Source organism: Pseudomonas sp. BS-2016, from assembly GCF_001806145.1.
GTDB classification, from domain to species: domain Bacteria; phylum Pseudomonadota; class Gammaproteobacteria; order Pseudomonadales; family Pseudomonadaceae; genus Aquipseudomonas; species Aquipseudomonas lundensis.
In genome coordinates this window covers 301,170-324,636 of the sequence record NZ_MLCT01000019.1, presented here as the reverse complement: position 1 = coordinate 324,636, position 23,467 = coordinate 301,170, and the positions used below count along the sequence as shown (strand labels likewise).

Below are 23,467 nucleotides of genomic sequence, written 5' to 3'. Positions count from 1 at the left end.
TCACACTTTTAGACCTAAGCGGACCCTTCAAGCCATGAACAAAAACCTGCGTTTCAGTCATAAAATCCTGCTTGCCGCGTCCCTGATCGTAATAGCCGCTTTTTCGCTATTTACGCTGTACAACGATTACCTGCAACGCAATGCCATTCGCGACGATCTGGACAGCTATCTGCGTGAAATGGGCAGTACGACGGCCAACAACATTCAGACTTGGCTCGGCGGGCGCATCCTGCTCACTGAAAACCTGGGTGAAACCCTCGCCCTTAACCCTGAACCCGAGTATGTCTCCCGCTTGCTGGAGCAAAAAGCGCTGACCAGCTCGTTCCTCGCGGTGTACTTCGGTGACACCCAGGGCGCTTTCACCATCCGCCCCGACAGCAAAATGCCGGACGGCTTCGATCCGCGCAGCCGCCCCTGGTACAAAGACGCGCTGAACAGCAACGGCGCCGGCCTGACCGAACCGTACATTGATGCGGTCACCGGGCAGATGATCATTTCCATTGGCACGGCAGTGAAAAAAGCCGGGCAAACCCTCGGCGTCGTCGGCACCGACCTGACACTCAAGACGGTCACCGACAGCATCAACGCACTTGATTTCAGCGGCATGGGCTATGCCTTCCTGATCAGCGGGGACGGCAAAATTCTGGTGCACCCCGATAACACGCTGGTGATGAAAAACCTGAAGGATATCTACCCGCACGATACCCCGCCGATCAGCTCCGACATCAGCGAAGTCACACTCGATGGCAAAGAACGCATCGTGACGTTTGCCCCGGTCAAAGGCCTGGGGTCCGTCAATTGGTACGTCGGGCTGTCGATCGATAAAGCGCAGGCATTTGCCATGCTCAGCACCTTCCGCACTTCAGCGATCATCGCCACCGTGATTGCGGTGATCTCGATCATTGCCTTGCTCGGCTTGCTGATTCGTCTACTCATGCGGCCGCTGCACGTCATGACCCGCGCCATGCAAAACATCGCGGAAGGTGAAGGCGACCTGACGCGCCGCCTGGTCGTCGAGTCCAAAGATGAATTCGGCACATTGGGAAGCGCGTTCAACCAGTTTGTGGAACGCATCCACACCTCCATGACGGAAGTGGCCTCCGCCACCGAGCACGTCAATGAAGTCGCGCTGCGTGTGGTCAGTGCGTCCAACTCGTCCATGGTTAACTCAGACGAACAAGCCAGCCGCACCAACAGCGTGGCCGCAGCGATCAACGAACTGGGCGCCGCGGCGCAAGAAATCGCCCGCAATGCGGCCCAGGCCTCGCATCAGGCCAGCGATGCACGCGGCCTGGCCGAAGAAGGTCAGCAAGTGGTTGAGCGCAGCATTGGCTCGATGCAGCAACTGTCGCAGATGCTCAGCACCTCCAGCGGCCATATCGAGTCGCTGAATGACAAGACCGTGAATATCGGGCAGATCCTGGAGGTCATCACCAGCATTTCTCAGCAAACCAACCTCCTGGCTTTGAACGCCGCGATTGAAGCGGCACGTGCCGGTGAGGCCGGACGCGGGTTTGCGGTCGTGGCCGACGAAGTTCGCAATTTGGCGCATCGCACTCAAGAGTCTGCGCAACAAGTGCAAAAGATGATCGAGGAATTGCAAGTCAGCGCCCGCGACTCGGTAAACACCATGGAAGAGAGCCAGCGTCACAGCAAAGACAGCGTAGAGATTGCCAACAGTGCCGGCGCGCGCCTGACCAGCGTGACCGAACGCATTGGGGAAATCGACGGGATGAACCAGTCGGTCGCCACTGCCACCGAGGAGCAAACGTCGGTCGTGGAATCGATCAACATGGACATTACCGAGATCAACACCCTCAATCAGGAAGGCGTGGAAAACCTGCAGGCGACGTTGCGCGCCTGTTCTGACCTCGAGCAACAAGCCGCCCGCCTGAAACAACTGGTCGGCAGCTTCCGCATATAAAGGAACACTTGATCTGTGGCCGCCGGACGCGGCTACAGATCAGGTTCGGTTTCTCCCTCTTGCTGTAACGCCTCCCACAGCCGGGCAGCGTCAGGAAACTCGGTTCCATCTTCGGGGCCCAGAGCTTGCGGGTCGTAACGACTCAAACACCCCTCACCCAACGTGGCCGGTGCGCTGGACGTCGCCTTGTCGAGTGGATCGGTCATCGCACATCACCCCGCGTGGAATTACAGCGTTTGGTGTCATAGAAAGACAACGCGAGGCTGCACTCAGAGCGCAGCCTCGCGTGGGTCGTCATGGTGAGTGCTCGACAAAGGTTTGGTCAGAACACGACCGTCTTGTTGCCGTGCACCAACACGCGATCTTCCAGGTGATAGCGCAGGCCACGAGCCAGCACCATCTTCTCGACATCACGGCCGAAGCGCACCATGTCTTCAATGCTGTCGCTGTGACTCACACGTACCACGTCTTGTTCGATGATCGGGCCCGCATCCAGCTCTTCGGTCACGTAGTGGCACGTAGCGCCGATCAGTTTTACGCCGCGCAGCGACGCCTGATGGTAAGGCTTGGCGCCGACGAAGGAAGGCAGGAAGCTGTGGTGAATGTTGATGACCTGGCCTGCGTATTCTTTGCACAGGTCCGGCGGCAGAATTTGCATGTAGCGCGCCAGAACCACCACTTCAGCCTCGTGTTGTTTGACCAGACGCGAGACTTCGGCAAACGCCGGCTCTTTGTCTTTTGGATCAACCGGCACGTGGTAATAAGGAATACCGTGCCACTCCACCATGCTGCGCAGGTCATCGTGGTTAGAGATCACACACGCGATCTCGCAATCGAGTTCATCGCTGTGCCAGCGGTGCAGCAAGTCCGCCAGGCAGTGCGATTCGCGGCTGGCCATCAGCACCACGCGCTTCTTCTGCGCCGTATCCGTAATGCGCCACACCATCGAGAACTCTTCAGCGATAGGTGCAAATGCTTCACGAAATGCCTCGATGCCGAACGGCAGCGAATCGGCACGAATTTCGTGACGCATAAAGAACCAACCACTCTGGTCGTCCGAGTGGTGGCTCGCTTCAGTGATCCAGCCATTGTGTGAGGCCAGAAAATTACTGACCTTGGCGACAATGCCGACGCCATCGGGGCACGCAATCACCAGTCGAAAAGTGCGCATGTAGGGCAAACTCCAAAAACTTTACTAAGGCCGCCATTCTAGCGAGTGCGCAGCAAAACGACAGTATTCGTTGAGACTGATTACGCGCCCCCCTGCACTCGCGCTGTCACGGGCCAGCCTCAACAGTACCGCGGCCTGCATGCTTTTTAACACGGCCCGAATGTAGCTGATTAATCGTTTTTATTAGGCTGATAGCGTGACCTCTATTTAATAGCGCGCTTATTCAATACCGCGAAGTTAATGAATAAAAATTTAACTAAATGTGCGAAGACAGGTTTACTTGCTCAAAGTGTCTGACTATTATTGCCCCACTGTGTCCCTGTTAACCCTTTTCAACATAAGGTTATCCTCATGTCCCTGATCAACGAATACCGCGCAACTGAAGAAGCTATCAAAGAGCTGCAAGCTCGCCTGAAGAACCTGTCGGAAGACGACAAACTTCAAACTGAGCTGGAATTCGAAGGCAAACTGCGCACGCTGATGGGCGAATACCAAAAATCGCTACGCGATATTATTGCGCTGCTGGACCCAGAGTCCAAAGTAAGCAAAACGCCACGCGGTGTTGTGAAAACTACCGGTACCAAACGTGCCCGTAAGGTTAAACAATACAAAAACCCGCACAACGGCGAAGTGATTGAAACCAAAGGCGGCAACCACAAAACGCTGAAAGAGTGGAAAGCCAAGTGGGGCGGTGACGTGGTAGAAGGTTGGGCAACTTTGCTCGACTAAGTAACACGCGCTCGCAGCCTAGTTGCGATGCTCTAAAAAAACGCCAGTTCGCTGGCGTTTTTTTATTGGCGCCGGTTAATCCTCGCTGCCCTGCTCGCCTTCGACAAACAGGCGACGGCTGATCCCTTCGGCATACCGGCGCCACTCATCCAACAACGTCAATTGCGCAGGCGTTGCGCTGCGTGACAGGGCTGCCAGGCTCTCCAGAAATGCATCGAGGGTCAACGGCGCGCCCATCTGCGGATCGGACAATCGCTGCTGGCAGAACACCCGCCAGCGTGCCTGCTCTTGCTCGCTCAACGTATCGGGAAAGTTACGCGCCCGGTACCGAAACAATAATTCAGGTAATCGCTCGTCATCAAAAGGCCACGTATCTTTGGCCAGAGCCTGCGGATCACTGAGTCTTACTTGTTCGCACAAGCGCCGGTCACGGTCACCGATAAAACCATCATATAACTGCTGCTCGGGATCGCTGCTCGGCACAAAGTCTTCACCGGCATAAATCGCCGTTAATTTATCCCGCCAAAGTTCCTGCGCTTCGATAAGTGTTTGCGCCCGTGCCTGGTATTGGCCAACGTCCAATTGCAAACGCGCCTGATCCTGTGCACGCACTACATTCATCGGCGCCACCACCGGACAACGATTAACGTGTATTAGCTTGAGCGGCACCGGTAATTGCCCTTCGGGCAAATCTTCTCGACGTGTATAGAGCAGTGCACGCAGTGACTCTGCGTCCAATTCCAATAATGGCCGTGGGTCAAAGTGCAAATCACAGACAATCAGCGCATTGCGGTTTTTCGGATGCCACGCCAAGGGCAGCACCACCCCCAAATAATGACGCGCCGCCGAAAACCGTCCCGAGATATGCACCATCGGCTGTAACAATCGAACCTGATCCAGCACCCGCTGTTTCGTTCGCAACTGGAAGAGCCACTCATATAACTTGGGTTGTTTGTCGCGAATCAATCGGGCCAGGGCAATGGTGGCGCGCACATCCGACAACGCGTCATGGGCCTGACCGTGATCAATCCCGTTAGCCGCGGTCAAGCGCTCCAGCTTCAGGGTGACGCGCCCCTCCTCTTCAGGCCACACAATCCCTTCAGGGCGCAAGGCATAGGCGGTGCGCACCACATCGATCAAATCCCAGCGGCTGTTGCCACCCTGCCATTCACGGGCGTAGGGATCGAAGAAGTTGCGGTACAGACTGTAGCGCGTCACTTCGTCATCAAATCGCAAGGTGTTGTAGCCTGCGCCGCAGGTGCCGGGCAATGACAGGTGCGCGTGAGTGCGCGTCATGAACTCGCCTTCGACCAGCCCCCGGTCTTCCAGGCGACTGGGCGTGATACCGGTGATCAGGCAGGCCATAGGGTGCGGAAGGATGTCGTCGCTGGGCTGACAGTAGAGATTGAGCGGCTCGTCAATCTCGTTCAATTCAAGGTCAGTGCGAATGCCGGCCACTTGTACTGGCCGGTCACAACGAGGGTTGATGCCGGTGGTTTCGTAGTCGTACCAGAAGATAGTGGTCACGGGGTGTTCCTGAACAGTAGACCCCGCAAGTCTAGGCGTTCAGCCCTGAGCAAGACCAGCCCTGTGCCGCCTCAGGCCGACGCTGGCAAGGGATAAAAGCTGAAATACTGGCGCAAGGCCGTGATCAGGGCGGTGTATTCGGGAGGCGGCTGATAGAGGGTGAAACCGGCGTCGTAGTAGCGCGGCGTGACATCTTCATGGCACCACAGGCAGCGCGCTGTCAGGTCGACCACTTGCACACGACCGTCACTGTCCGGCAGCTTGAGTCGCAATTCGAAATTGGCATCGACCAACAACGGGAGCTGGCTGATGAGCATCAGCCCGTCCTCGCAGACGTTGCCCAGATACCCCATGGGTTTGTCCGTGAAGCGATTGAACACCTTCAAGAAATACGGCAGTTGATGACGCTCGATACGGCGATCAGTAAACATGCTGAATATCACTTTGAAAGGCCATTAAGCATGGCCGCGCTAGTACCAGGCCCCCCAACGCTGCACGACGCCCGGGAGTTGAAATGACCACTCAAGTGGTTCGCAAAGGCTTTTGTCACTCACGGTCAGACTGTGCAGACACACAAACGTCACTTCGCATATCGCACAGCAATATTAGTAAATGCAGGGCAAATGGCCAGCTCGCGGTTAAATTTTTGCCGGGATGGCCTGCGAATTGGCGTTGCCGGGTATGAACTTGAGGATGCGCAACGTTTCAATACGCGCCTTGGCCCGATACGCCCACTCGCTCTGCGGGAACTCCTTGATGATCCATTCGTAGGTCTGGGCAGCATCCAGGTAAAACTTCGTACGCTCCAGGCACAAACCGCGCAGCATGGCCGTTTGTGGCCAGATATAAGGACGGCTACGGCTGTCGCGATCGACTTCCGACAGCTCCAGCATGACCGCCTCGCAATTGCCTCGGTCGTAGGCGCGATAAGCATTGTTCAAGTGATGATTCATCGACCAGCGGGTGCAACCGACCACACTGGTGGCCAACAGTACAACGAGCAAAATTCGCATGGGTATCTCCTGTTCTCAGCAGGGTATCGACCCGGCGAGCGAATTCTTCAACCAATGACCGTATGCACCACAACTTAAGTCGAAAGTAGTGCAGAGGAACAATGACTACAACTTGAGACCATAGTAGCCTTTGGCAGCGCTTGAACTCAGGAGTCTTTGCATGTCCGTTCGTCGAACCAAAATCGTTGCCACCCTTGGCCCTGCCAGTAATTCACCGCAAATGCTGGAGCAGCTGATCCTGGCTGGCCTGGACGTTGCCCGTCTGAACTTTTCCCACGGCACGCCCGATGAGCATAAGGCCCGCGCCAAGCTGGTGCGCGACATCGCCGCCAAGCACGGCCGCTTCGTCGCTCTGCTGGGTGACCTGCAAGGCCCGAAAATTCGCATCGCCAAATTCGCCAACAAACGCATCGAGCTGAAAATCGGTGATCGTTTCACCTTCTCCACCAGCCACCCGCTGACAGAAGGCACTCAGGAAATCGTCGGCATCGACTACCCGGATCTGGTCAAGGATTGCGGCGTGGGCGACGAACTGCTGCTCGACGATGGCCGCGTGGTCATGCGTGTCGACACCGCCACCGATGACGCCCTGCACTGCACCGTGCTGATCGGCGGCCCGCTGTCGGACCACAAAGGCATCAACCGTCGCGGTGGCGGCCTGACAGCCCCGGCACTGACTGAAAAAGACAAAGCAGACATCAAACTCGCGGCCGAGATGCAGGTCGACTACCTGGCCGTTTCGTTCCCGCGTGATGCGGCGGACATGGAATACGCCCGTCAACTGCGCGACGAAGCCGGCGGCACCGCCTGGCTGGTGGCCAAGATCGAACGTGCCGAAGCCGTGGCCGACGACGAAACCCTCGACGGTCTGATCAAGGCCAGCGACGCGGTGATGGTTGCCCGTGGCGACCTGGGCGTCGAGATCGGTGACGCCGAGCTGGTAGGCATCCAGAAAAAAATCATCCTGCACGCACGCCGTCACAACAAGGCCGTGATCGTTGCGACCCAGATGATGGAGTCGATGATCCAGAACCCGATGCCAACCCGCGCTGAAGTGTCCGACGTGGCCAACGCCGTGCTCGACTACACCGACGCCGTGATGCTCTCGGCTGAAAGTGCTGCCGGTGCTTACCCGCTGGAAGCCGTACAAGCCATGGCGCGTATTTGTGTCGGCGCTGAAAAGCACCCGACCAGCAAAACCTCCAGCCACCGCATTGGTAAAACCTTCGAAAGCTGTGACCAGAGCATCGCGCTGGCGGCCATGTACACCGCCAACCACTTCCCGGGCGTCAAGGCCATCATCGCCCTGACCGAGAGTGGTTACACGCCGCTGATCATGTCGCGCATCCGCTCCTCGGTGCCGATCTACGCGTTTTCCCCGCACCGCGAAACCCAGGCCCGTGCCGCCATGTTCCGTGGCGTCTACACCGTGCCGTTCGACCCGGCCTCGTTGCCGCCAGAACAGGTCAGCCAGGCTGCCATTGACGAGCTGCTCAAGCGCGGCGTTGTCGAAAAAGGCGACTGGGTCATCCTGACCAAGGGCGACAGCTACCACACCATCGGTGGCACCAACGGCATGAAGATCCTGCATGTCGGCGACAAAATGGTGTAAGCCTTAACCGGCCCACACCCCAAGCCCCGCCCGAGCAATCCGGCGGGGCTTTTTGCTTCAGGGAGCGGCTTTATGGATAAAACCGAATAACGCCGCCACTGCCTCAGGCGATTTCAAGCGCTGAATAAACAGCCAGCTTTCTTCTTCAATCACCCGTTGCAACTGCTCACGCCCCGGCGCCCTCATCAACCGCTTGCTGTCCTGCACCGCGGCCGGGGCCAGCGCAGCCAGTCGATGCGCAGCCGCATGGGCTTGGCGCAGCACCGCCTCACCGTCCTCCAGCGCGGCATTGGCCAGCCCCCAGTTCGCCGCCTGCTCCCCGCTAAACCCCTCACCCAGCAGCAACAACCCGGCCGCCCTTGCCTGCCCCAGCCGTTGCGGCAACAGCAGGCTCGACCCGAATTCCGGGCTCAGGCCCAAGTTGACAAACGGCATGCGCAGCCGTGCATCGCCCGCCACATACACCAGGTCGCAATGCAGCAACAGGGTGGTGCCAATGCCCACTGCTGCGCCAGCCACCGCAGCCACTACCGGTTTACGGCAGGCCAGCAAGCTGCGCATAAAGCAAAACACCGGGCTGTCCATGTCCGTCGGCGGGACTTCAAGAAAGTCCACGATGTCATTGCCGCTGGTGAAACAGTGCGCACTGCCGCACAACACGATGGCATGCACCGACGCGTCAGCATCGGCCTGCTGCAGTGCAGTGGCCAGGCGGCTGTACATGTCGCGGGTCAGGGCGTTTTTCTTTTCGGGGCGATTCAGGCGCAGGGTCAACACCGCGCCGTCACGTTCACTAACGATGGTTTGAGTCATGGGCACGCTCAAAAAGGGGAAAGACAGCACTCAACCCCGACTTAAAAAGGCATCCGCCAGCAGTTGGTTGCGCGACAACCCGGCCAGGAACAAACGCTTGGCGAACGCCTCCACCGTGTCAGGATGCCCACACACTAGGGCACGTGTCTGGCGCGAAACAAGGCGCATTCGGACTAGAAAATCCGCCAATTCATCCTGCCGAACGTATTCGACCTGCAACTGAGGGTGGGCCTGGGCCAACGCTTGCAGTTCGGCCTTGAGGTAATGCCCGGACTCATCACGGGCCACATGCACCACACGAATCGGACCGTGGTGCGCTTGGCGCAAGGCTTCACGCAATACGCCATACAACGGGCCCAGCCCACTACCCGCCGCCAGCAACCACAGCGCCAGCTCCTGCCAGTCCGGGTCGTAATGCAGCGCACCCCCGCGCAACTCGCCCAACCGCACCGCATCCCCCACCGTGAGCTGACGCGCCGCGCGGACAAAGGCACCGGGCCGGGCGCACTCGAGATGAAACTCCAGAAACGGGTCTTCCCCCGGCAAACTGGCCAACGAATACGGCCGTGCCACCCCGTCGGCCGTCCACAACACCAGATGCTGCCCGGCGCGATAGCGCAGCGGGCGCTCCGGCACGAGCCGAAGCCGCAACAACGTCGGGCTTAACCAGTCCAGCGCTGCCACCCGGGCAGGCAGGCCGTCTCGCACCGGATCAAACGCCTCAACCTGCAAATCCCCGACCACCTGGCACTGACAAGCCAGGCGCCAGCCTTGCTCGCGCTGGGCACGGGTCAAGGCTTCGGGCTTCAAGTCCAGCGGCTCGCCCTGCACGCAACGCACCAGACACGCATGGCAACTGCCCGCACGGCAACTGTAGGGCACACCCACCCCGGCCTGATTCAGGCTGTCGAGCAAATTACTGCCGACGGTAACCGGCCAGCACTGATTGGCGACGTGTAACTCGGGCACTTCGGGGCTCCTGTGGGCAATTAGTCTTATAGACGCTAGCGGGTTGTGAGGGACCGACTGCCCCGCACGCCCGCAAACCCGTGCAATCAATAGCATGCGCAGGCTCCGGGCCCTTATCGCAGCCTTAGGCGGCGACTACAAGTTTTGCCTGCTCAGGTGTATCAATGAGAGGGCCGGGTTATACTGCCGCGCCTTTTTTGTGCCGGTCATGCGTGCCCGGTGCATCCCTGCAAAGATGTTTACGACAGACCGAACGACCCAGGTCGCAAACACCTTATTGAATGTTCCCGTCTTATAGAGGAGCGCGACCCATGACCGTGATCAAGCAAGACGACCTGATTCAGAGCGTTGCTGACGCCCTGCAATTCATTTCCTACTACCACCCCGTGGACTTCATCCAGGCCATGCACGAGGCCTACCTGCGCGAAGAATCGCCGGCAGCCCGTGACTCGATGGCACAAATCCTGATCAACTCGCGCATGTGTGCCACCGGCCACCGCCCGATCTGCCAGGACACCGGCATCGTCACCGTGTTTGTACGTGTGGGCATGGACGTGCGCTGGGATGGCGCCACCATGGGCCTGGACGACATGATCAACGAAGGCGTGCGTCGCGCTTACAACCTGCCGGAAAACGTCCTGCGTGCTTCGATCCTGGCCGATCCGGCCGGTGCCCGCCGCAACACCAAGGACAACACCCCGGCGGTCATCCACTACTCCATCGTCCCGGGTAACACCGTGGAAGTGGACGTAGCGGCCAAGGGCGGCGGTTCCGAGAACAAGTCGAAAATGGCCATGCTCAACCCGTCCGACTCGATCGTAGACTGGGTGCTCAAAACCGTTCCGACCATGGGCGCTGGCTGGTGCCCACCGGGCATGCTGGGCATTGGGATCGGCGGCACGGCTGAAAAAGCAGCCGTCATGGCCAAAGAAGTGTTGATGGAATCCATCGACATTCACGAGCTGATCAAGCGCGGCCCGTCCAACCGTATCGAAGAGATGCGTCTGGAGCTGTTCGAAAAGGTCAACCAACTCGGTATCGGCGCTCAGGGCCTGGGCGGCCTGACCACCGTGCTCGACGTAAAAATCATGGACTACCCGACCCACGCCGCCTCGCTGCCGGTGTGCATGATCCCTAACTGCGCCGCCACCCGTCACGCCCACTTCGTACTGGACGGCTCCGGCCCGGCCGCGCTCGAAGCGCCACCGCTGGACGCCTACCCGGAAATCGTCTGGGAAGCCGGCCCGTCGGCTCGCCGTGTCAATCTCGACACCCTGACCCCGGAAGACGTGCAAAGCTGGAAGCCGGGCGAAACCGTCCTGCTGAACGGCAAAATGCTCACCGGCCGTGACGCTGCGCACAAACGCATGGTTGAAATGCTGAACAAGGGCGAAACCTTGCCGGTCGACCTCAAGGGCCGCTTTATCTACTACGTGGGCCCGGTTGATCCGGTGCGTGACGAAGTGGTGGGCCCTGCCGGTCCGACAACTGCAACGCGGATGGACAAGTTCACGCGCCAGATCCTCGATCAGACCGGCCTGCTGGGCATGATCGGCAAATCCGAGCGCGGCCCGACCGCCATCGAAGCGATCAAGGAACACAAAGCGGTGTACCTGATGGCCGTCGGCGGCGCGGCTTACCTGGTGGCTCAAGCGATCAAGAAGTCGCGCGTGGTGGCGTTCGCCGAACTGGGCATGGAAGCGATCTACGAGTTCGACGTAAAAGACATGCCGGTGACCGTGGCTGTCGACAGTTCAGGCGAGTCGGTGCACATCACTGGCCCAGCGATCTGGCAGAAGAAAATCAGCGAAAGCCTGGCCGTAGAAGTGCAGTAAGCGCTTTTAAGTCAGACACAAAAACGGCCGGGTTAACCGGCCGTTTTTTTATGCGCGTGATGTACAAGCCCCTCACTCAACCCTCTGCTAAAGGGAGGGTTGGGGTGAGGGCAGGCCGTGACTTAAAACGCGTTACGGAAGATTTCTTCAATCTGCGCCTGATCGGCCTTGCGCGGATTGGTCAGACCACACGCATCTTTCAACGCGTTGGTCGCCAGAATCGGGATGTCATCCAGCTTGGCGCCCAAGTCCCGCAGGCCCGCCGGGATGTCGACAGCTTTGGCCAAGGTCCGAATCGCCGCAATCGCCGCCTGAGCACCCTCTTCCGGGCTCAACCCGCGGATATCCGCGCCCAGCGCATGGGCCACGTCAGTCAGGCGTGACGCACACACGCTGGCGTTGAAGGTCTGCACGTGGGGCAATAGCACGGCATTACACACGCCGTGGGGCAAGTCGTAAAAACCGCCCAACTGGTGCGCCATCGCGTGCACAAACCCCAGCGACGCATTGTTGAACGCCATGCCGGCCAGAAATTGCGCATACGCCATGTTCTCGCGCGCGGTCAGGTCCTTGCCGTCATGAACCGCCTGACGCAGGTTTTGGCTGATCAGCTCCATCGCCTTGATCGCACAGGCATCGGTAATCGGGTTGGCCGCAATGGACACGTACGCTTCAATGGCGTGCGTCAGCGCGTTCATACCGGTGGCCGCCGTCAGGCCTTTGGGCATGGCCACCATCAATTGCGGGTCGTTGACCGACAGCAGCGGCGTCACGTTGCGGTCGACGATGGCCATTTTCACGTGGCGCTCTTCATCGGTGATGATGCAAAAACGCGTCATTTCACTGGCCGTGCCGGCGGTGGTATTGATGGCCACGAGGGGCAGTTGCGGCTTGGCCGAGCGGTCGACGCCTTCGTAATCGCGAATATGCCCGCCATTGGTGGCGCACAGCGCAATACCCTTGGCGCAATCGTGGGGCGAGCCACCGCCCAGCGACAGCACGAAATCACACTGATGTTGCTTGAGCACAACCAGACCGGCTTCCACGTTGGCGATGCTCGGGTTGGGTTTGGCCCCGTCGAACACCACCGCATTGATGTCCTGCGCGGCCAGTTTTTCGGCAATCATGGCCGCCACGCCCGCCTTGGCCAGCCCGGCGTCGGTCACGATCAACGCGTTGCGAAACCCATAATTGCGAATTGCAGTCATGGCTTCATCCAGACAACCGTTGCCCATGATGTTCACGGCCGGGATAAAAAAGGTACTGGTCATGGCGAGTCCTCTTTGCGGGCGCACCCGCGACGCTGATGAAGTCAATGAGCATAGCTTCAACTCATCAGCGCATCCGGATGTTGATCTGGCTCAACACATGGTCGTGATAAAGTCCCGCACCGCCCACGCTTTGAGATGACCTACGCGATGACCCCCTTCCAGGAATTTGATGCCGAACTAGAAGACTGGAACGCCCTACGCACCAGCACCCCGTGCAGCGGCTTGCTGCTCGGCAATGGCGCAAGCATGGCCGTGTGGCATGACTTTTATTACGACTCGCTGTTTGAAAAAACCAAAAGCGTGGCCGAAAAACCCCTCAGCCAGACGGAACTCAGCGTGTTTGACGCCTTGAACACCCGCAATTTCGAGCACGTGCTCAGCGCCCTGAAAACCGCGAGCAAGGTCAACAAGGCGCTGGCCATCAGCTCTGCATCACCGCGCAAACGCTACTACGCCATCAAGGAAGCCCTGATCAACAGCACTCAGGATGTCCACATTCCCTGGCGCTTGATGCCCGCCGCCACGCTGGATTGCTGGCAGGAAGAACTGGCCTGCTACAGCACGGTGTATTGCTCCAACTATGACCTGCTGGCGCCGTGGGCGCTGATGCAGGCGCCCAAGCGTTTCAACGATTTGTTCCAGACGCCGGGTGCCACTTTTGAACTGGCGCAGGCCGCAGCCAAAGGCAAAACCACCCGCGTGCTGTACCTGCACGGCGCGCTGCACCTGGTGAAAAATCAGGAAGGCAAGGCACGCAAATCCGTGGGCGATCCCGCCGCGCTGCTCAGCAACTTCGCCATCAATCACTCCATCAGCGCGCTGGATGACGTGCCGCTGTTTGTCAGCGAAGGCACCAGCGACGACAAGCGCAAGTCGATCCGGATGTCGGATTACCTGTCGTTTTGCCATGAACAGTTGATGGCCCACAAAGACAGCCTGTGCATCTTCGGCCACAGCCTGGGTGAGCAAGATCAACACCTGATTGACGCCCTGCGCCTGGCGCCCCTGAAAACCCTGTGCATCTCGATTTATCCGCGCAGCGAAGCCTTCATCCGCTTCCAGAAAAACCATTACACGCAGCTATTTGCACAGAACAAGGTGGCATTGCGCTTCTTTAACGCTAAAACGCACCCATTGGGCGACAGCCGTCACTCAGTACCGGTCGAGCGCTGAAAGCGCCCTTCGCCTTACTCCTCGGTGCTGTGCACCACCACCAACAATTGCGCTTGAACCTCACCCACCGAACGCACGCGGTGAGGTTTTTGCGCATTGAAATGCAGGGCATCGCCGCGCTGCAAAATCACCCGCTCATTCATGAAGTCGACCTCGACCGCACCTTCGTGGACAAACAGAAATTCTTCCCCCACGTGCGCTTTGAAGCTGGGATCAGCGAACGCTGCGGGCGGGTAAATCATGAATGGCAGCAAGTTACGCTCACTGACCTGGTGTGCCAGCACCGCGTAGCCCGGTGAGTGCTCGCTGCCCGATAGCAACTGGCGCTGATCGCTGCGCACCAGGCTGTAACCCTCAATCCCGGCCTTGTCCTCAGCGAACAACTCTTCGACATTGACGTTCAGCGCCTTGGCCAACTTGAGCGCGGCGGCGATTGAAGGGGTGTTCAAGCCACGCTCGACTTTCGACAAATAGCTCTTGGTCAGGCCGGAATGTTCAGCCAACGCCTCAAGGGTGATGCCCAGTTTTTTTCTGAGTAATTTCAAACGGATAGACATGTAGAGCGATTAATCCATCAAGGGAGCTGCGAGTTTTACTTGCCAATGACACTTTGTGTCATATAGCCTCTTAAGTGTCATAAGCACTGCCACCCATCACCTTCGACGCCATGGGGGCAGACACATCCGGCAATCACCGAGGACACCGACATGGCCAAGACCTTAGCACTCCCGAAAGAGCAACTGGTCAAGCAAGCGCTTGTGCAGATGCAAAATACGCTGGCGGATAATACGTGGACTGACCGGCAAAAGCTGGCACTCACCTGCCGCATTCTGTTCGAAAACGGCCACGACTCCGGTCTGGCCGGGCAAATCACCGCCCGCGGGCCACAACCCGGCACCTATTACACCCAGCAACTGGGCCTGGGGTTTGATGAAATCACTGCCAGCAATCTGCTATTGGTCAACGAAGACCTGGAGGTGCTTGAAGGCCACGGCATGCCGAACCCGGCCAATCGCTTCCACAGCTGGGTGTACCGTGCCCGTCCGGATGTGAACTGCATCATCCACACGCACCCCACCCATGTGGCCGCGCTGTCGATGCTGGAAGTGCCGCTGGAGATTTCGCACATGGACCTCTGCCCGCTGTACGAAGACTGCGCGTTTCTGGAAGGTTGGCCGGGCGTGCCGGTCGGCAATGAAGAGGGCGAACTGATCGCCGGTGCGCTGGGGGACAAGCGGGCAATCCTGCTCTCGCACCACGGTCAATTGTCCACCGGCGCCAGCATTGAAGAAGCCTGCGTCATCGCGCAACTGATCGAGCGGGCAGCCAAACTGCAATTGCTGGCCATGGCCGCAGGCACCCTCAAGCCCATCATCCCGGCCCTGGGCCGCGAAGCCCATGACTGGATCAGCCGCCCCAAACGTCATGCGGCCGCTTTCAATTACTACGCCCGGCAAAACCTGCGTCGTCATGCCGACTGCCTGAACTGAGCCACCTCCCTCCCCCACAGGACACCCACCATGACGACTCCAGTAATCCACGGCATCATCGGCTACACCATCACCCCGTTCAGCGCAGACGGCAGCGCCATCGACCTGCCCGCGCTCGGGCGCTCCATTGACCAATTGATCGACAACGGCGTGCACGCCATCGCGCCACTGGGCAGCACCGGCGAAGGCGCGTACCTGAGCGACGCCGAATGGGATCAGGTCAGCGAATTCAGCCTCGCCCACGTGGCCAAACGCGTGCCGACCATTGTCAGCGTCTCCGACCTGACCACCGCCAAAGCCGTGCGCCGCGCCCGCTTTGCTGAACAGCACGGCGCGGACGTGGTCATGGTGCTGCCGGCTTCCTACTGGAAACTCAGCGAGGCTGAAATCCTGGCCCATTACCGTGCCATCGGCGACAGCATCAACACCCCGATCATGCTCTACAACAACCCGGCCACCAGCGGCACTGACATGTCGGTGGACTTGATCCTGAACATTTTCAACACGGTCGACAACGTGACCATGGTCAAGGAAAGCACGGGCGACATTCAGCGCATGCACCGCTTGCAACAACGAGGGGAAGGCCAAGTGCCGTTCTACAACGGGTGCAACCCGCTGGCACTGGAGGCCTTCGCTGCGGGTGCGAAAGGTTGGTGCACAGCGGCGCCGAACCTGATCCCGGCGCTGAATCTGGCGCTGTATGACGCCGTACTGGCCAACGATCTGAACGCCGCACGCGCGCTGTTCTACCGCCAGTTGCCATTGCTTGAATTCATCCTCAAAGGCGGTCTGCCGGCCACCATCAAGGCGGGTTTGCGCCTGACCGGCCTGGAAGCGGGCGACCCGCGACTGCCCGTGTTCCCGTTGGCCGACGCTGGCGTAACGCAGTTACACGGGTTGCTGGCTCAACTGAAATAACCCTGCTCCGGCCGACGCGCACCGGGCTGCCTCGCCCGGCACGTCGGCCACCGGCCCCTCACAGCTTCTCTTTGATGACCGTGGTGGGCCCATTGCTTTTCACACTGGCAATGCCCTTCTCTCGCGCCGCTTCGGTGCTGTATTGCTCACTGGTGCCGATGATCTGGTGATTGGCCGCCTTCAGGTTGAAATACGGTTTGCCGTCTTTCGCCACCTTGCGGTCATAGCGTTCATCCAGCGGGCTGTTGGCCTGAACCGAAGCAATGCCCTTTTTCGCCGCCTCGTGCGTGGTGTACTGCTCACTCACCAAAATGGTTTCGGCATTCGCTGCTTTCAATACGAATCGGAACTGCCCGTTGCTGGTCTTGCTCAACTCATACCAACCCGACATAGCGTTTCTCCTTGTGGCTGAAGGTCATGTGTCCCCTTCAGTAAAGCGCTCACCCAGCAATTAGCCATTTATCTGTAGGAAAAAAGAAAAGGTGAATTTACATAGAGACAAATAGTAATAATTCTCGATACCATTCGCGGCTTATTTTGCATCGCTGAGTCCACAAGGATTTTCATGTCTCGCTTTAAACCTGACCCCGCGTTGGCCGAATCCTTACGCGAGTTCTATACGCAGATTCTGCATTTCCTGCGTAAGCGCACCGACAACGCCAGCGATGCAGCTGACATGACGCAAGACGTTTTCACGCAATGGTTGGGCTATCAGGACCGGGCCAAGGTCCAGCAACCCCGGGCGTTTTTGTTTCAGATGGCGCGCAACCTGCTGCGCGATCACTGGCGACGCCAGCAGGTGCGCCAATCCGTGCATGCGGATCAGGTTGAACGCGAAGACGAGCCGTTAAGCGATGAGAGGGATGACCCCATGCTGGCCGCACACCGCCTGCAACGGCTTGAACAGCTCAAGACCGTACTCGCAGAGCTCTCGCCCCGGCGCCGTGAAGCCCTTATCCTGCACCGCTTCGAAGGGTTGAGTCAGGCGCAGATCGCGCAACGCATGGGAATCTCGGTCAGCATGGTAGAAAAGCACATCGCCTTTGCGTTGTTGCACTGCAAGCAACATTTACAGCGGGACAGCGGCAAGGAGCAGCCACAATGAGCCCTTTTCAATCGGCCGCCCACGACAGCATTGATGCGCAGGCGGCCAGCTGGTTTGCACGCAATCGCAATCGGCCCGACGCACAGACCCGCGCGCAATTCGACGCCTGGCATGCGCAACCGGCGCATGCACGGGCGTATGCCGAGTTCGAGTCGCTATGGGCCGACTTGGGCGAACTGCAACACCGGAACAAACCGCAGCCACTGCCAGTAAAACCGGCGATCAAGCGTCGTTCGACGTTTGCCCTGGCTGCGGCGGCTGCGATGTTGGGTGCCGTGCTGGCCTTGAACATCGGCACCCCCGTCACGCTGCACCAACAACAGCTCACGACCCAGTCCCAAGGTGCGAAAACCCTGACACTGCCCGATGGCAGCACCCTCTACGTCAATGCCAACACCCAACTGCGCCTCGATTTCAACGCACAACAACGCGACATTTACCTGGAACGCGGTCAGCTGTACATCGAGGTGGCGGCCAATAAAGACCAGCCCCTGGTGGTGCACGCCGGTGACGCGCGCATTCGGGTGGTCGGCACCGGTTTCGATGTGCGGCGCAGCCCACGCCAACTGGTGGTCAGCGTCGCCCACGGCCAGGTTGCGTTCGTGCCTGACGCCAAGCGCTCTGCCCTGCTCGGCGCCGATCAGCGTGCCACGTACGACTACGCGCGCCAGGCATTGACTGAACACACCCTCACGGCCAGCGAAGTCGGCGATTGGCGCAACGGGCACCTGGCCTTTCGCAACCGCGAGCTGGCCAGCCTGATCGACGAACTGGACCTCTACCGGCCCGGCATCATCGAACTGGCCAATGGACCGCTCCAACAGTACAAAGTGTCAGGCCACCTCGACGTCAATGATCCGCTGGCACTGGTGAAAGCCCTGCCCGCCTTGATCCCGGTGAACACCGTGTGGCTGGACAACGGAAAAATCCGCATCGAACCCCGCTAACAAAACATATGCGAATATTTTGCATTCGCATATGTGGTTTTTTAATCGCCCCGCGTCTTCCTTCGGTCTGCGTTGTTAACGCATGTCTTTTTGGCCTTTGTTGCCGCACTGGGGGATTTCATGTTTCGCGCACCGCATCACGTCTCGCATTTCTGCACACGCCCGACCCTGCTGGCCGCCTGCCTGGCGTTCTGCCTGCAGGCTCACGCCGAGTCGGTCCAACTGCAACTGCCTGCACAGTCGCTGGCCAATTCGTTGAGTGCCGTGGCCCGGCAAGCCAACATCCAGTTGCTGTTTGACGAAGCACTGTTGCGCAACATCAAGGCCCCGGCGCTGAGCGGCCGTTACAGCGCGCAAGAGGCCATCAACCAATTGTTGCGCGGCACCGATTTCAGCATGACCCAAGTCGACCGCACCTTCGTCGTGCGCCCCAAGGAAGAAGGCACGACGACCAGCAACAGCCTGCAGCTCAGTGCCATGAGCGTGATCGGCACCGGCAATGAAGTCGACTCCAGCAACGTCGGTAAATCGACCCTGACCCAAGCTGAAATCAATCGCTATCAGGCCAACAACATTCCCAGCCTGCTGGCGACACTGCCCGGCATCAACCTCGGCGGCTCGCTCAAGCCCGGTGGCCAGACCATCAACATTTGGGGCATGGGCGAAGCCGAAGACGTGCAGATGACCGTCGATGGCGCGACCAAAAGCGGCTTCGAACGCTACATGCAAGGCACCATTTTCATTGAGCCGGAGTTGATCAAGGGGCTGGTGGTCGAGAAAGGCCCGCACGATATACGCACCGGCAACGGCGGCTTTGCCGGCTCCGTGCACATGGAAACCAAAGACGCCCCGGACTTGCTCGCAGAAGGCAAAGACACCGGCGCCATGCTCAAGTACGGCTACAGCAGCAACGATCACCAGCAGGTTTACAGTGGCGCCGTGTATGGCCGCACCGATGATGGTCGCGCGGATGCGCTGGTGTATTACACCAAGCGCGATGGCGACAACATGAAGCTGGCCGGGCACATGCCAGACCCCAAGAATGCCTACCCGATCAATCCCAAACGCTTGCCCAACACCGCCCAGGACCTGGACGCGCAACTGCTCAAAGTGAACCTGCACTTCAACGAAGAGCACCGCCTGGGGATGTCGTACTCACGCTCCAACAACTACCTGTGGGTGCCCTTCTCGGCCATCAGCTACCCGGCCCCGCCGAGCCAGGCCAACATCGACAAATATGGGTACGACATCGCCACCCGGCGTTACTTGTCGAACCGTTCGACCATCGACACCACGTGGTCCGCCAAATACAAGTACCAGCCCCTTGAAAACCCCTTGGTGAACCTTGAGGTCAAGTACTCGCATTCCAATACCGAGCAAACCGATACGCGGGGCGCTCAAGCTTATTTCCAGCCGTCCACCGGCGGTCGCAAGATGGAAACCGGCTACACCGACGACATGGTGCAAATCGAAAACGTCAGTCTGTTTGCCAGCGGCCCGCTGGACCATGCCGTGACCACGGGCATGCAGGTGCGCAAGCACCAGCGTGATGTCGACATGTGGATGCCGGGCAAGACCTACGAAGTAGAAAAATACAACTACGGCCACTACCAGCCCAGCTTCATGCCCAAAGGCAAAGTCGACACCCACAGCTTTTACCTGCAAGACGCGATCACTCTCGGTGACTTCACCCTGACCCCGTCCGTGCGGTACGACCACGTGCGTAACCGCGGTGAAGAAAACGATGCACCGTTCTATAACCACGCGGAATTGGGTCACGACTACAGCGACAAAACCTACACGGGCTGGTCGCCTCGCCTGTCAGCCTTTTGGAAAATCACCCCCAACACAGCGCTGTTTGTCGACTACAGCAAAACCTGGCGCGCCCCGGTCATCGACGAACAATACGAGCTACAAGGGCTCGGCAGTCGCACAGCGACCAGCCTGAATCTGAAACCGGAAAAGATCACAGGCTGGCGAGCAGGCAACATCACCAACTTCGATCAGATCTTTACTGACAGCGACCATGCACTGATCCGCACCACGCTGTTTCAAAACACCGTCGACAATGAAATATTCAAGGCCACCGGCGTCGGCTGTGCCGCCCAGACAGCGGCGGGCAGCCTGTCCAAAGACTGCGGGCCGGGCAACATACCGAACTACCGCAACATTGGCAGTGTGACCATCAAGGGCTTTGAAGTTGAAAGTTTCTACGAATCCACGTACCTGTTCGGATCACTGTCGTACGCGTGGATGACCGGTAAACACCAAGGTGCCTACACCAACCCGTGGGGGCCAAACGTCTGGGCACGTGACATTCCGGCGCCTAAATGGGTCGCCGTGCTGGGGACCAAAATTCCGGCATGGGATGCACGCGTGGGCTGGAAAGGTGAGTTCGTGCGCAAGACCGACCGTCTGCCAAGCGACAAGTATTCGGGTAACGAGATCAGTGTGTTAGGGGATCGCTACTACGACCAACACGCCAATGACGGGTACAACGTGCAGGGCCTGTTCGCCAACTGGACCCCTCAGCAGCCTTACCTCAAAGGCACCGAGGTCAACTTCACGGTCGACAACCTGTTCAACAAAAGTTACCAGCCGATGCTCAGTGGGGATAACGCCTACAGCCAGGGCCGCAATGCCAAGATCAGCGTGACCCGTTTCTTCTGAGAGCGACCCTGGCCGCTGCGGCGAGCACGACCATCAACCGTGCTTGCGCGGCACCACATTCAAATCGATCGACGGCACCCGACGCTGACTCAGGTAACGGGTGCAACTGACCCGCAGGAACGAGGCGAAGTTGACCACTTCGCCTTGGTAATCCATCACTTCTTCGTAGAGCTTGGCCACCAGTTGATTGGTGGTCATGCCATCGGCGTCGGCGATTTCACTGAGGATGTCCCAGAACTGGTTTTCCAGACGCAACGTCGTGACCACGCCACCGATACGCAACGATCGCGAGCGTGACTCGTACAGAATCGGATCGGCTTTGACGTACAGTTCACACATGGTCACGCCCTCGTCTTACACGGTAATGGTGGTGCCCAGCAGGCTCACAAACGCCGCCAGCCACGCAGGGTGCGCGGGCCAGGCAGGCGCGGTGACCAAATTGCCCTGCACATGGGCCTGGCTGACGTCGATATCCATAAACGTACCGCCCGCCAGTCGCACTTCCGGGGCACACGCCGGGTAGGCGCTGCACTCGCGACCTTCCAGGATCCCGGCCGCCGCCAGCAACTGCGCACCGTGGCACACCGCAGCGATAGGCTTACCGGCCTTGTCGAAGTCGCGCACCAGTTCAAGTACTTTTTCATTCAAGCGAAGGTATTCCGGCGCACGACCACCTGGCACCAACAAGGCGTCGTAGTCGCCCGCCTTGACCGTGTCGAAATCACAATTCAGGCCAAACAGGTGGCCGGGCTTTTCGCTGTAGGTCTGATCGCCTTCAAAGTCATGAATGGCCGTGCGCACGGTCTGCCCCGAGGTTTTGCCCGGACAGACGGCGTGCACCTGATGGCCGATCATCAACAGCGCCTGAAACGGCACCATCACTTCGTAGTCTTCGACGTAATCGCCCACCAGCATCAGAATTTTTTTCGCCGCCATGTCGCGTACTCCCATGAGTGAGGATTGCCCTGGCAGGCGCTGCCGGAGGCAGGCCTGCGGGTCATCGTTGGTTTTCGAAAGCTCGGAAACCCCACAAGAGTAGTCACTGAGTACCTACACGGGTAATAACCCGGTACTACACAGGCTTACTTCAGCAACCCATCGGCCCGGAGCAGGGTTTCGAGGCAGTGTTCCTCAATGCCGTAGAACGCCTTGAGTTCTTGAATCTTCACCAGCAACTTCGCAGGGTCTACAGGCTCGGCGCGTTTGACCGCGAGGATCATTTTGTTCTTGTTGGTGTGTTCCAGCGAGATGAACTCAAACACCTTGGTGTCATAACCGCAGGCTTCCAGAAACAACGCCCGCAGGCTGTCTGTCACCATCTCGGCCTGCTGGCCCAGGTGCAGGCCGTATTGCAGCATCGGCTTGAGCAGCGCCGGGCTCTGGATTTGCAGGCGGATCTGCTTATGGCAGCACGGCGAACACATGATGATCGCGGCGCCCGAGCGGATGCCCATGTGAATCGCGTAATCGGTGGCGATGTCACAGGCATGCAGCGCGATCATCACGTCAATCGGCGTCGGTGCAAAACTGCGCACGTCACCATGCAGAAAGCTCAGGCCCGGATGCTCCAGACGCTGCGCCGCGTTATTGCACAACGTGACCATGTCTTCACGCAGCTCAACGCCGGTGACCACGCCTTCAGCGTGCAGGCTGTGGCGCAGGTAATCGTGAATCGCAAACGTGAGGTAGCCCTTGCCCGAACCGAAATCCACCACCTTGACCGGCTGATCCAGCGTGAGCGGCGAGCTGCTCAGCGCGTGGGAAAACACTTCAATGAACTTGTTGATCTGCTTCCACTTGCGCGACATGGCCGGGATCAGTTCTTGCTGTTTATTGGTCACGCCCAGATCAGCCAAAAACGGACGCGTCAGGTCCAGAAAGCGATTTTTCTCACGATTATGCTCAGCCGACGGCACTTCCCGCGCGTGCTGGCTTTTGCCCTTGAACAGCGAGCTTTTGCCTTTTTTGCTGTACTCCAGCTGCACTTCGTCGGTCAGGGTCAGCAGGTGCGCGTTCTTGAACGCTTGCGGCAACAAAGCGGCAATCGTCGTCACCGCCTCGTCCAGCGGTAAATTCTTGGTGATATCGCGGGTTTTGTAGCGGTACACAAACGACAGGCAAGGCTGATCCTTGACCGTGACCTGCTTGATGATGACCCGCTGCAGCTCAGGCTCAGGCCCCACGTACTTGGCCAGCACCAGCTTGATAAACGAGTTTTGCGCCAGGCCGGTGTCCAGCAGGTTCAAAAATTGCGCACGATGATCCGGCGCAGACGCGGCGGTGGTAGCAGTCACTGACAT

23 protein-coding genes are annotated in these 23,467 nt (G+C 58.9%); 10 read left to right on the top strand and 13 right to left on the bottom strand.

The genetic code is table 11. The features are described 5' to 3' along the window. Positions 1–34 precede the first annotated feature (34 nt). Positions 35–1,924 (top strand): methyl-accepting chemotaxis protein, encoded by a 1,890-nt coding sequence (locus BKD70_RS11865; protein ID WP_047276764.1) that lies wholly within the window; start codon positions 35–37, stop codon positions 1,922–1,924. A 32-nt stretch (positions 1,925–1,956) separates the two neighbouring features. Here BKD70_RS11865 and BKD70_RS25025 read toward each other — a convergent pair whose 3' ends face one another. Next, on the bottom strand, positions 1,957–2,130 hold the full coding sequence (locus tag BKD70_RS25025) for a hypothetical protein (RefSeq protein ID WP_162841624.1): 174 nt from the start codon (positions 2,128–2,130) through the stop codon (positions 1,957–1,959). Positions 2,131–2,246: 116 nt separating this feature from the next. Next, positions 2,247–3,095 (bottom strand): formyltetrahydrofolate deformylase, encoded by an 849-nt coding sequence (gene purU / locus BKD70_RS11860; RefSeq protein WP_047276766.1) that lies wholly within the window; start codon positions 3,093–3,095, stop codon positions 2,247–2,249. A 351-nt stretch (positions 3,096–3,446) separates the two neighbouring features. On the opposite strand from purU, the gene mvaT reads away from it, so the two are divergent. Continuing rightward, complete coding sequence (mvaT, locus tag BKD70_RS11855; RefSeq protein ID WP_047276768.1) at positions 3,447–3,824, top strand: histone-like nucleoid-structuring protein MvaT; 378 nt, start codon at positions 3,447–3,449, stop codon at positions 3,822–3,824. A gap of 75 nt (positions 3,825–3,899) precedes the next feature. On the opposite strand, the gene sbcB is transcribed toward mvaT, so the two are convergent. From sbcB to BKD70_RS11840, 3 genes are all read right to left on the bottom strand, one after another. Further along, a complete protein-coding gene (gene sbcB, locus BKD70_RS11850; RefSeq protein WP_047276770.1) occupies positions 3,900–5,351 on the bottom strand; it encodes an exodeoxyribonuclease I in 1,452 nt (483 codons plus the stop codon). Between the two features lie 71 nt (positions 5,352–5,422). Then, complete coding sequence (locus tag BKD70_RS11845) at positions 5,423–5,782, bottom strand: PilZ domain-containing protein (RefSeq protein ID WP_047276772.1); 360 nt, start codon at positions 5,780–5,782, stop codon at positions 5,423–5,425. Between the two features lie 207 nt (positions 5,783–5,989). Further along, entirely contained in the window at positions 5,990–6,364 is a 375-nt protein-coding gene (locus tag BKD70_RS11840; RefSeq protein WP_047276773.1) for a tol-pal system YbgF family protein, read from the bottom strand. Positions 6,365–6,524: 160 nt separating this feature from the next. On the opposite strand from BKD70_RS11840, the gene pyk reads away from it, so the two are divergent. Next, positions 6,525–7,976 (top strand): pyruvate kinase, encoded by a 1,452-nt coding sequence (gene pyk, locus BKD70_RS11835; protein WP_047276775.1) that lies wholly within the window; start codon positions 6,525–6,527, stop codon positions 7,974–7,976. Positions 7,977–8,033: 57 nt separating this feature from the next. Here the strand turns inward: pyk and BKD70_RS11830 are convergent, their stop codons facing one another. Continuing rightward, complete coding sequence (locus tag BKD70_RS11830; RefSeq protein ID WP_047276777.1) at positions 8,034–8,789, bottom strand: enoyl-CoA hydratase-related protein; 756 nt, start codon at positions 8,787–8,789, stop codon at positions 8,034–8,036. Between the two features lie 30 nt (positions 8,790–8,819). After that, a complete protein-coding gene (locus tag BKD70_RS11825; RefSeq protein WP_047276778.1) occupies positions 8,820–9,758 on the bottom strand; it encodes an iron-sulfur-binding ferredoxin reductase in 939 nt (312 codons plus the stop codon). Between the two features lie 311 nt (positions 9,759–10,069). Between BKD70_RS11825 and BKD70_RS11820 the strand changes: the two genes are divergently transcribed. Next, positions 10,070–11,593 (top strand): fumarate hydratase, encoded by a 1,524-nt coding sequence (locus BKD70_RS11820; RefSeq protein WP_047276780.1) that lies wholly within the window; start codon positions 10,070–10,072, stop codon positions 11,591–11,593. Between the two features lie 122 nt (positions 11,594–11,715). On the opposite strand, the gene yiaY is transcribed toward BKD70_RS11820, so the two are convergent. Continuing rightward, positions 11,716–12,864 carry an L-threonine dehydrogenase gene (gene yiaY, locus BKD70_RS11815; protein WP_047276782.1) on the bottom strand — a complete coding sequence of 383 codons (1,149 nt, stop codon included), beginning with the start codon at positions 12,862–12,864 and terminating at the stop codon, positions 11,716–11,718. A 147-nt stretch (positions 12,865–13,011) separates the two neighbouring features. On the opposite strand from yiaY, the gene BKD70_RS11810 reads away from it, so the two are divergent. Further along, positions 13,012–14,037 (top strand): DUF4917 family protein, encoded by a 1,026-nt coding sequence (locus BKD70_RS11810; RefSeq protein WP_047276784.1) that lies wholly within the window; start codon positions 13,012–13,014, stop codon positions 14,035–14,037. A gap of 14 nt (positions 14,038–14,051) precedes the next feature. Here the strand turns inward: BKD70_RS11810 and BKD70_RS11805 are convergent, their stop codons facing one another. Continuing rightward, a complete protein-coding gene (locus BKD70_RS11805) occupies positions 14,052–14,594 on the bottom strand; it encodes a helix-turn-helix domain-containing protein (RefSeq protein WP_047276786.1) in 543 nt (180 codons plus the stop codon). A gap of 150 nt (positions 14,595–14,744) precedes the next feature. On the opposite strand from BKD70_RS11805, the gene BKD70_RS11800 reads away from it, so the two are divergent. Beyond that, on the top strand, positions 14,745–15,527 hold the full coding sequence (locus BKD70_RS11800) for an aldolase (protein WP_047276788.1): 783 nt from the start codon (positions 14,745–14,747) through the stop codon (positions 15,525–15,527). A 30-nt stretch (positions 15,528–15,557) separates the two neighbouring features. Continuing rightward, on the top strand, positions 15,558–16,445 hold the full coding sequence (locus tag BKD70_RS11795; protein ID WP_047276790.1) for a dihydrodipicolinate synthase family protein: 888 nt from the start codon (positions 15,558–15,560) through the stop codon (positions 16,443–16,445). Positions 16,446–16,503: 58 nt separating this feature from the next. Here the strand turns inward: BKD70_RS11795 and BKD70_RS11790 are convergent, their stop codons facing one another. Beyond that, positions 16,504–16,836 carry a YegP family protein gene (locus BKD70_RS11790; protein ID WP_047276791.1) on the bottom strand — a complete coding sequence of 111 codons (333 nt, stop codon included), beginning with the start codon at positions 16,834–16,836 and terminating at the stop codon, positions 16,504–16,506. 174 nt (positions 16,837–17,010) lie between these two features. Between BKD70_RS11790 and BKD70_RS11785 the strand changes: the two genes are divergently transcribed. The 3 genes from BKD70_RS11785 to BKD70_RS11775 all read left to right on the top strand — a co-directional run bounded on the left by BKD70_RS11785 (position 17,011) and on the right by BKD70_RS11775 (position 21,167). Further along, positions 17,011–17,550: an RNA polymerase sigma factor gene (locus BKD70_RS11785; RefSeq protein ID WP_047276793.1), complete on the top strand. Its 540-nt coding sequence runs from the start codon at positions 17,011–17,013 to the stop codon at positions 17,548–17,550. After that, positions 17,547–18,497: a FecR domain-containing protein gene (locus tag BKD70_RS11780; RefSeq protein WP_047276795.1), complete on the top strand. Its 951-nt coding sequence runs from the start codon at positions 17,547–17,549 to the stop codon at positions 18,495–18,497. Before BKD70_RS11785 ends, BKD70_RS11780 begins: the two co-directional genes overlap by 4 nt. Before the next feature lie 120 nt (positions 18,498–18,617). After that, the gene (locus BKD70_RS11775; RefSeq protein WP_047276797.1) at positions 18,618–21,167 is read left to right on the top strand and encodes a TonB-dependent receptor; all 2,550 of its coding nucleotides are present in this window, start codon (positions 18,618–18,620) and stop codon (positions 21,165–21,167) included. 33 nt (positions 21,168–21,200) lie between these two features. Here BKD70_RS11775 and BKD70_RS11770 read toward each other — a convergent pair whose 3' ends face one another. From BKD70_RS11770 to BKD70_RS11760, 3 genes are all read right to left on the bottom strand, one after another. Continuing rightward, positions 21,201–21,506 (bottom strand): ribbon-helix-helix domain-containing protein, encoded by a 306-nt coding sequence (locus BKD70_RS11770; RefSeq protein ID WP_047276799.1) that lies wholly within the window; start codon positions 21,504–21,506, stop codon positions 21,201–21,203. A 15-nt stretch (positions 21,507–21,521) separates the two neighbouring features. After that, positions 21,522–22,103: a DJ-1/PfpI family protein gene (locus tag BKD70_RS11765; RefSeq protein WP_047276800.1), complete on the bottom strand. Its 582-nt coding sequence runs from the start codon at positions 22,101–22,103 to the stop codon at positions 21,522–21,524. A 146-nt stretch (positions 22,104–22,249) separates the two neighbouring features. Continuing rightward, complete coding sequence (locus BKD70_RS11760) at positions 22,250–23,467, bottom strand: SAM-dependent methyltransferase (RefSeq protein ID WP_047276802.1); 1,218 nt, start codon at positions 23,465–23,467, stop codon at positions 22,250–22,252.

Excerpts from the sequence above, each read along its gene's own strand:
- BKD70_RS11865 (WP_047276764.1), top strand. The coding sequence starts at position 35 with ATGAACAAAAACCTGCGTTTCAGTCATAAAATCCTGCTTGCCGCGTCC.
- BKD70_RS25025 (WP_162841624.1), bottom strand. The coding sequence starts at position 2,130 with ATGACCGATCCACTCGACAAGGCGACGTCCAGCGCACCGGCCACGTTG.
- purU (WP_047276766.1), bottom strand. The coding sequence starts at position 3,095 with ATGCGCACTTTTCGACTGGTGATTGCGTGCCCCGATGGCGTCGGCATT.
- mvaT (WP_047276768.1), top strand. The coding sequence starts at position 3,447 with ATGTCCCTGATCAACGAATACCGCGCAACTGAAGAAGCTATCAAAGAG.
- BKD70_RS11845 (WP_047276772.1), bottom strand. The coding sequence starts at position 5,782 with ATGTTTACTGATCGCCGTATCGAGCGTCATCAACTGCCGTATTTCTTG.
- BKD70_RS11840 (WP_047276773.1), bottom strand. The coding sequence starts at position 6,364 with ATGCGAATTTTGCTCGTTGTACTGTTGGCCACCAGTGTGGTCGGTTGC.
- pyk (WP_047276775.1), top strand. The coding sequence starts at position 6,525 with ATGTCCGTTCGTCGAACCAAAATCGTTGCCACCCTTGGCCCTGCCAGT.
- BKD70_RS11830 (WP_047276777.1), bottom strand. The coding sequence starts at position 8,789 with ATGACTCAAACCATCGTTAGTGAACGTGACGGCGCGGTGTTGACCCTG.
- BKD70_RS11820 (WP_047276780.1), top strand. The coding sequence starts at position 10,070 with ATGACCGTGATCAAGCAAGACGACCTGATTCAGAGCGTTGCTGACGCC.
- yiaY (WP_047276782.1), bottom strand. The coding sequence starts at position 12,864 with ATGACCAGTACCTTTTTTATCCCGGCCGTGAACATCATGGGCAACGGT.
- BKD70_RS11810 (WP_047276784.1), top strand. The coding sequence starts at position 13,012 with ATGACCCCCTTCCAGGAATTTGATGCCGAACTAGAAGACTGGAACGCC.
- BKD70_RS11805 (WP_047276786.1), bottom strand. The coding sequence starts at position 14,594 with ATGTCTATCCGTTTGAAATTACTCAGAAAAAAACTGGGCATCACCCTT.
- BKD70_RS11800 (WP_047276788.1), top strand. The coding sequence starts at position 14,745 with ATGGCCAAGACCTTAGCACTCCCGAAAGAGCAACTGGTCAAGCAAGCG.
- BKD70_RS11795 (WP_047276790.1), top strand. The coding sequence starts at position 15,558 with ATGACGACTCCAGTAATCCACGGCATCATCGGCTACACCATCACCCCG.
- BKD70_RS11790 (WP_047276791.1), bottom strand. The coding sequence starts at position 16,836 with ATGTCGGGTTGGTATGAGTTGAGCAAGACCAGCAACGGGCAGTTCCGA.
- BKD70_RS11785 (WP_047276793.1), top strand. The coding sequence starts at position 17,011 with ATGTCTCGCTTTAAACCTGACCCCGCGTTGGCCGAATCCTTACGCGAG.
- BKD70_RS11780 (WP_047276795.1), top strand. The coding sequence starts at position 17,547 with ATGAGCCCTTTTCAATCGGCCGCCCACGACAGCATTGATGCGCAGGCG.
- BKD70_RS11775 (WP_047276797.1), top strand. The coding sequence starts at position 18,618 with ATGTTTCGCGCACCGCATCACGTCTCGCATTTCTGCACACGCCCGACC.
- BKD70_RS11770 (WP_047276799.1), bottom strand. The coding sequence starts at position 21,506 with ATGTGTGAACTGTACGTCAAAGCCGATCCGATTCTGTACGAGTCACGC.
- BKD70_RS11765 (WP_047276800.1), bottom strand. The coding sequence starts at position 22,103 with ATGGCGGCGAAAAAAATTCTGATGCTGGTGGGCGATTACGTCGAAGAC.
- BKD70_RS11760 (WP_047276802.1), bottom strand. The coding sequence starts at position 23,467 with ATGTCAGTGACTGCTACCACCGCCGCGTCTGCGCCGGATCATCGTGCG.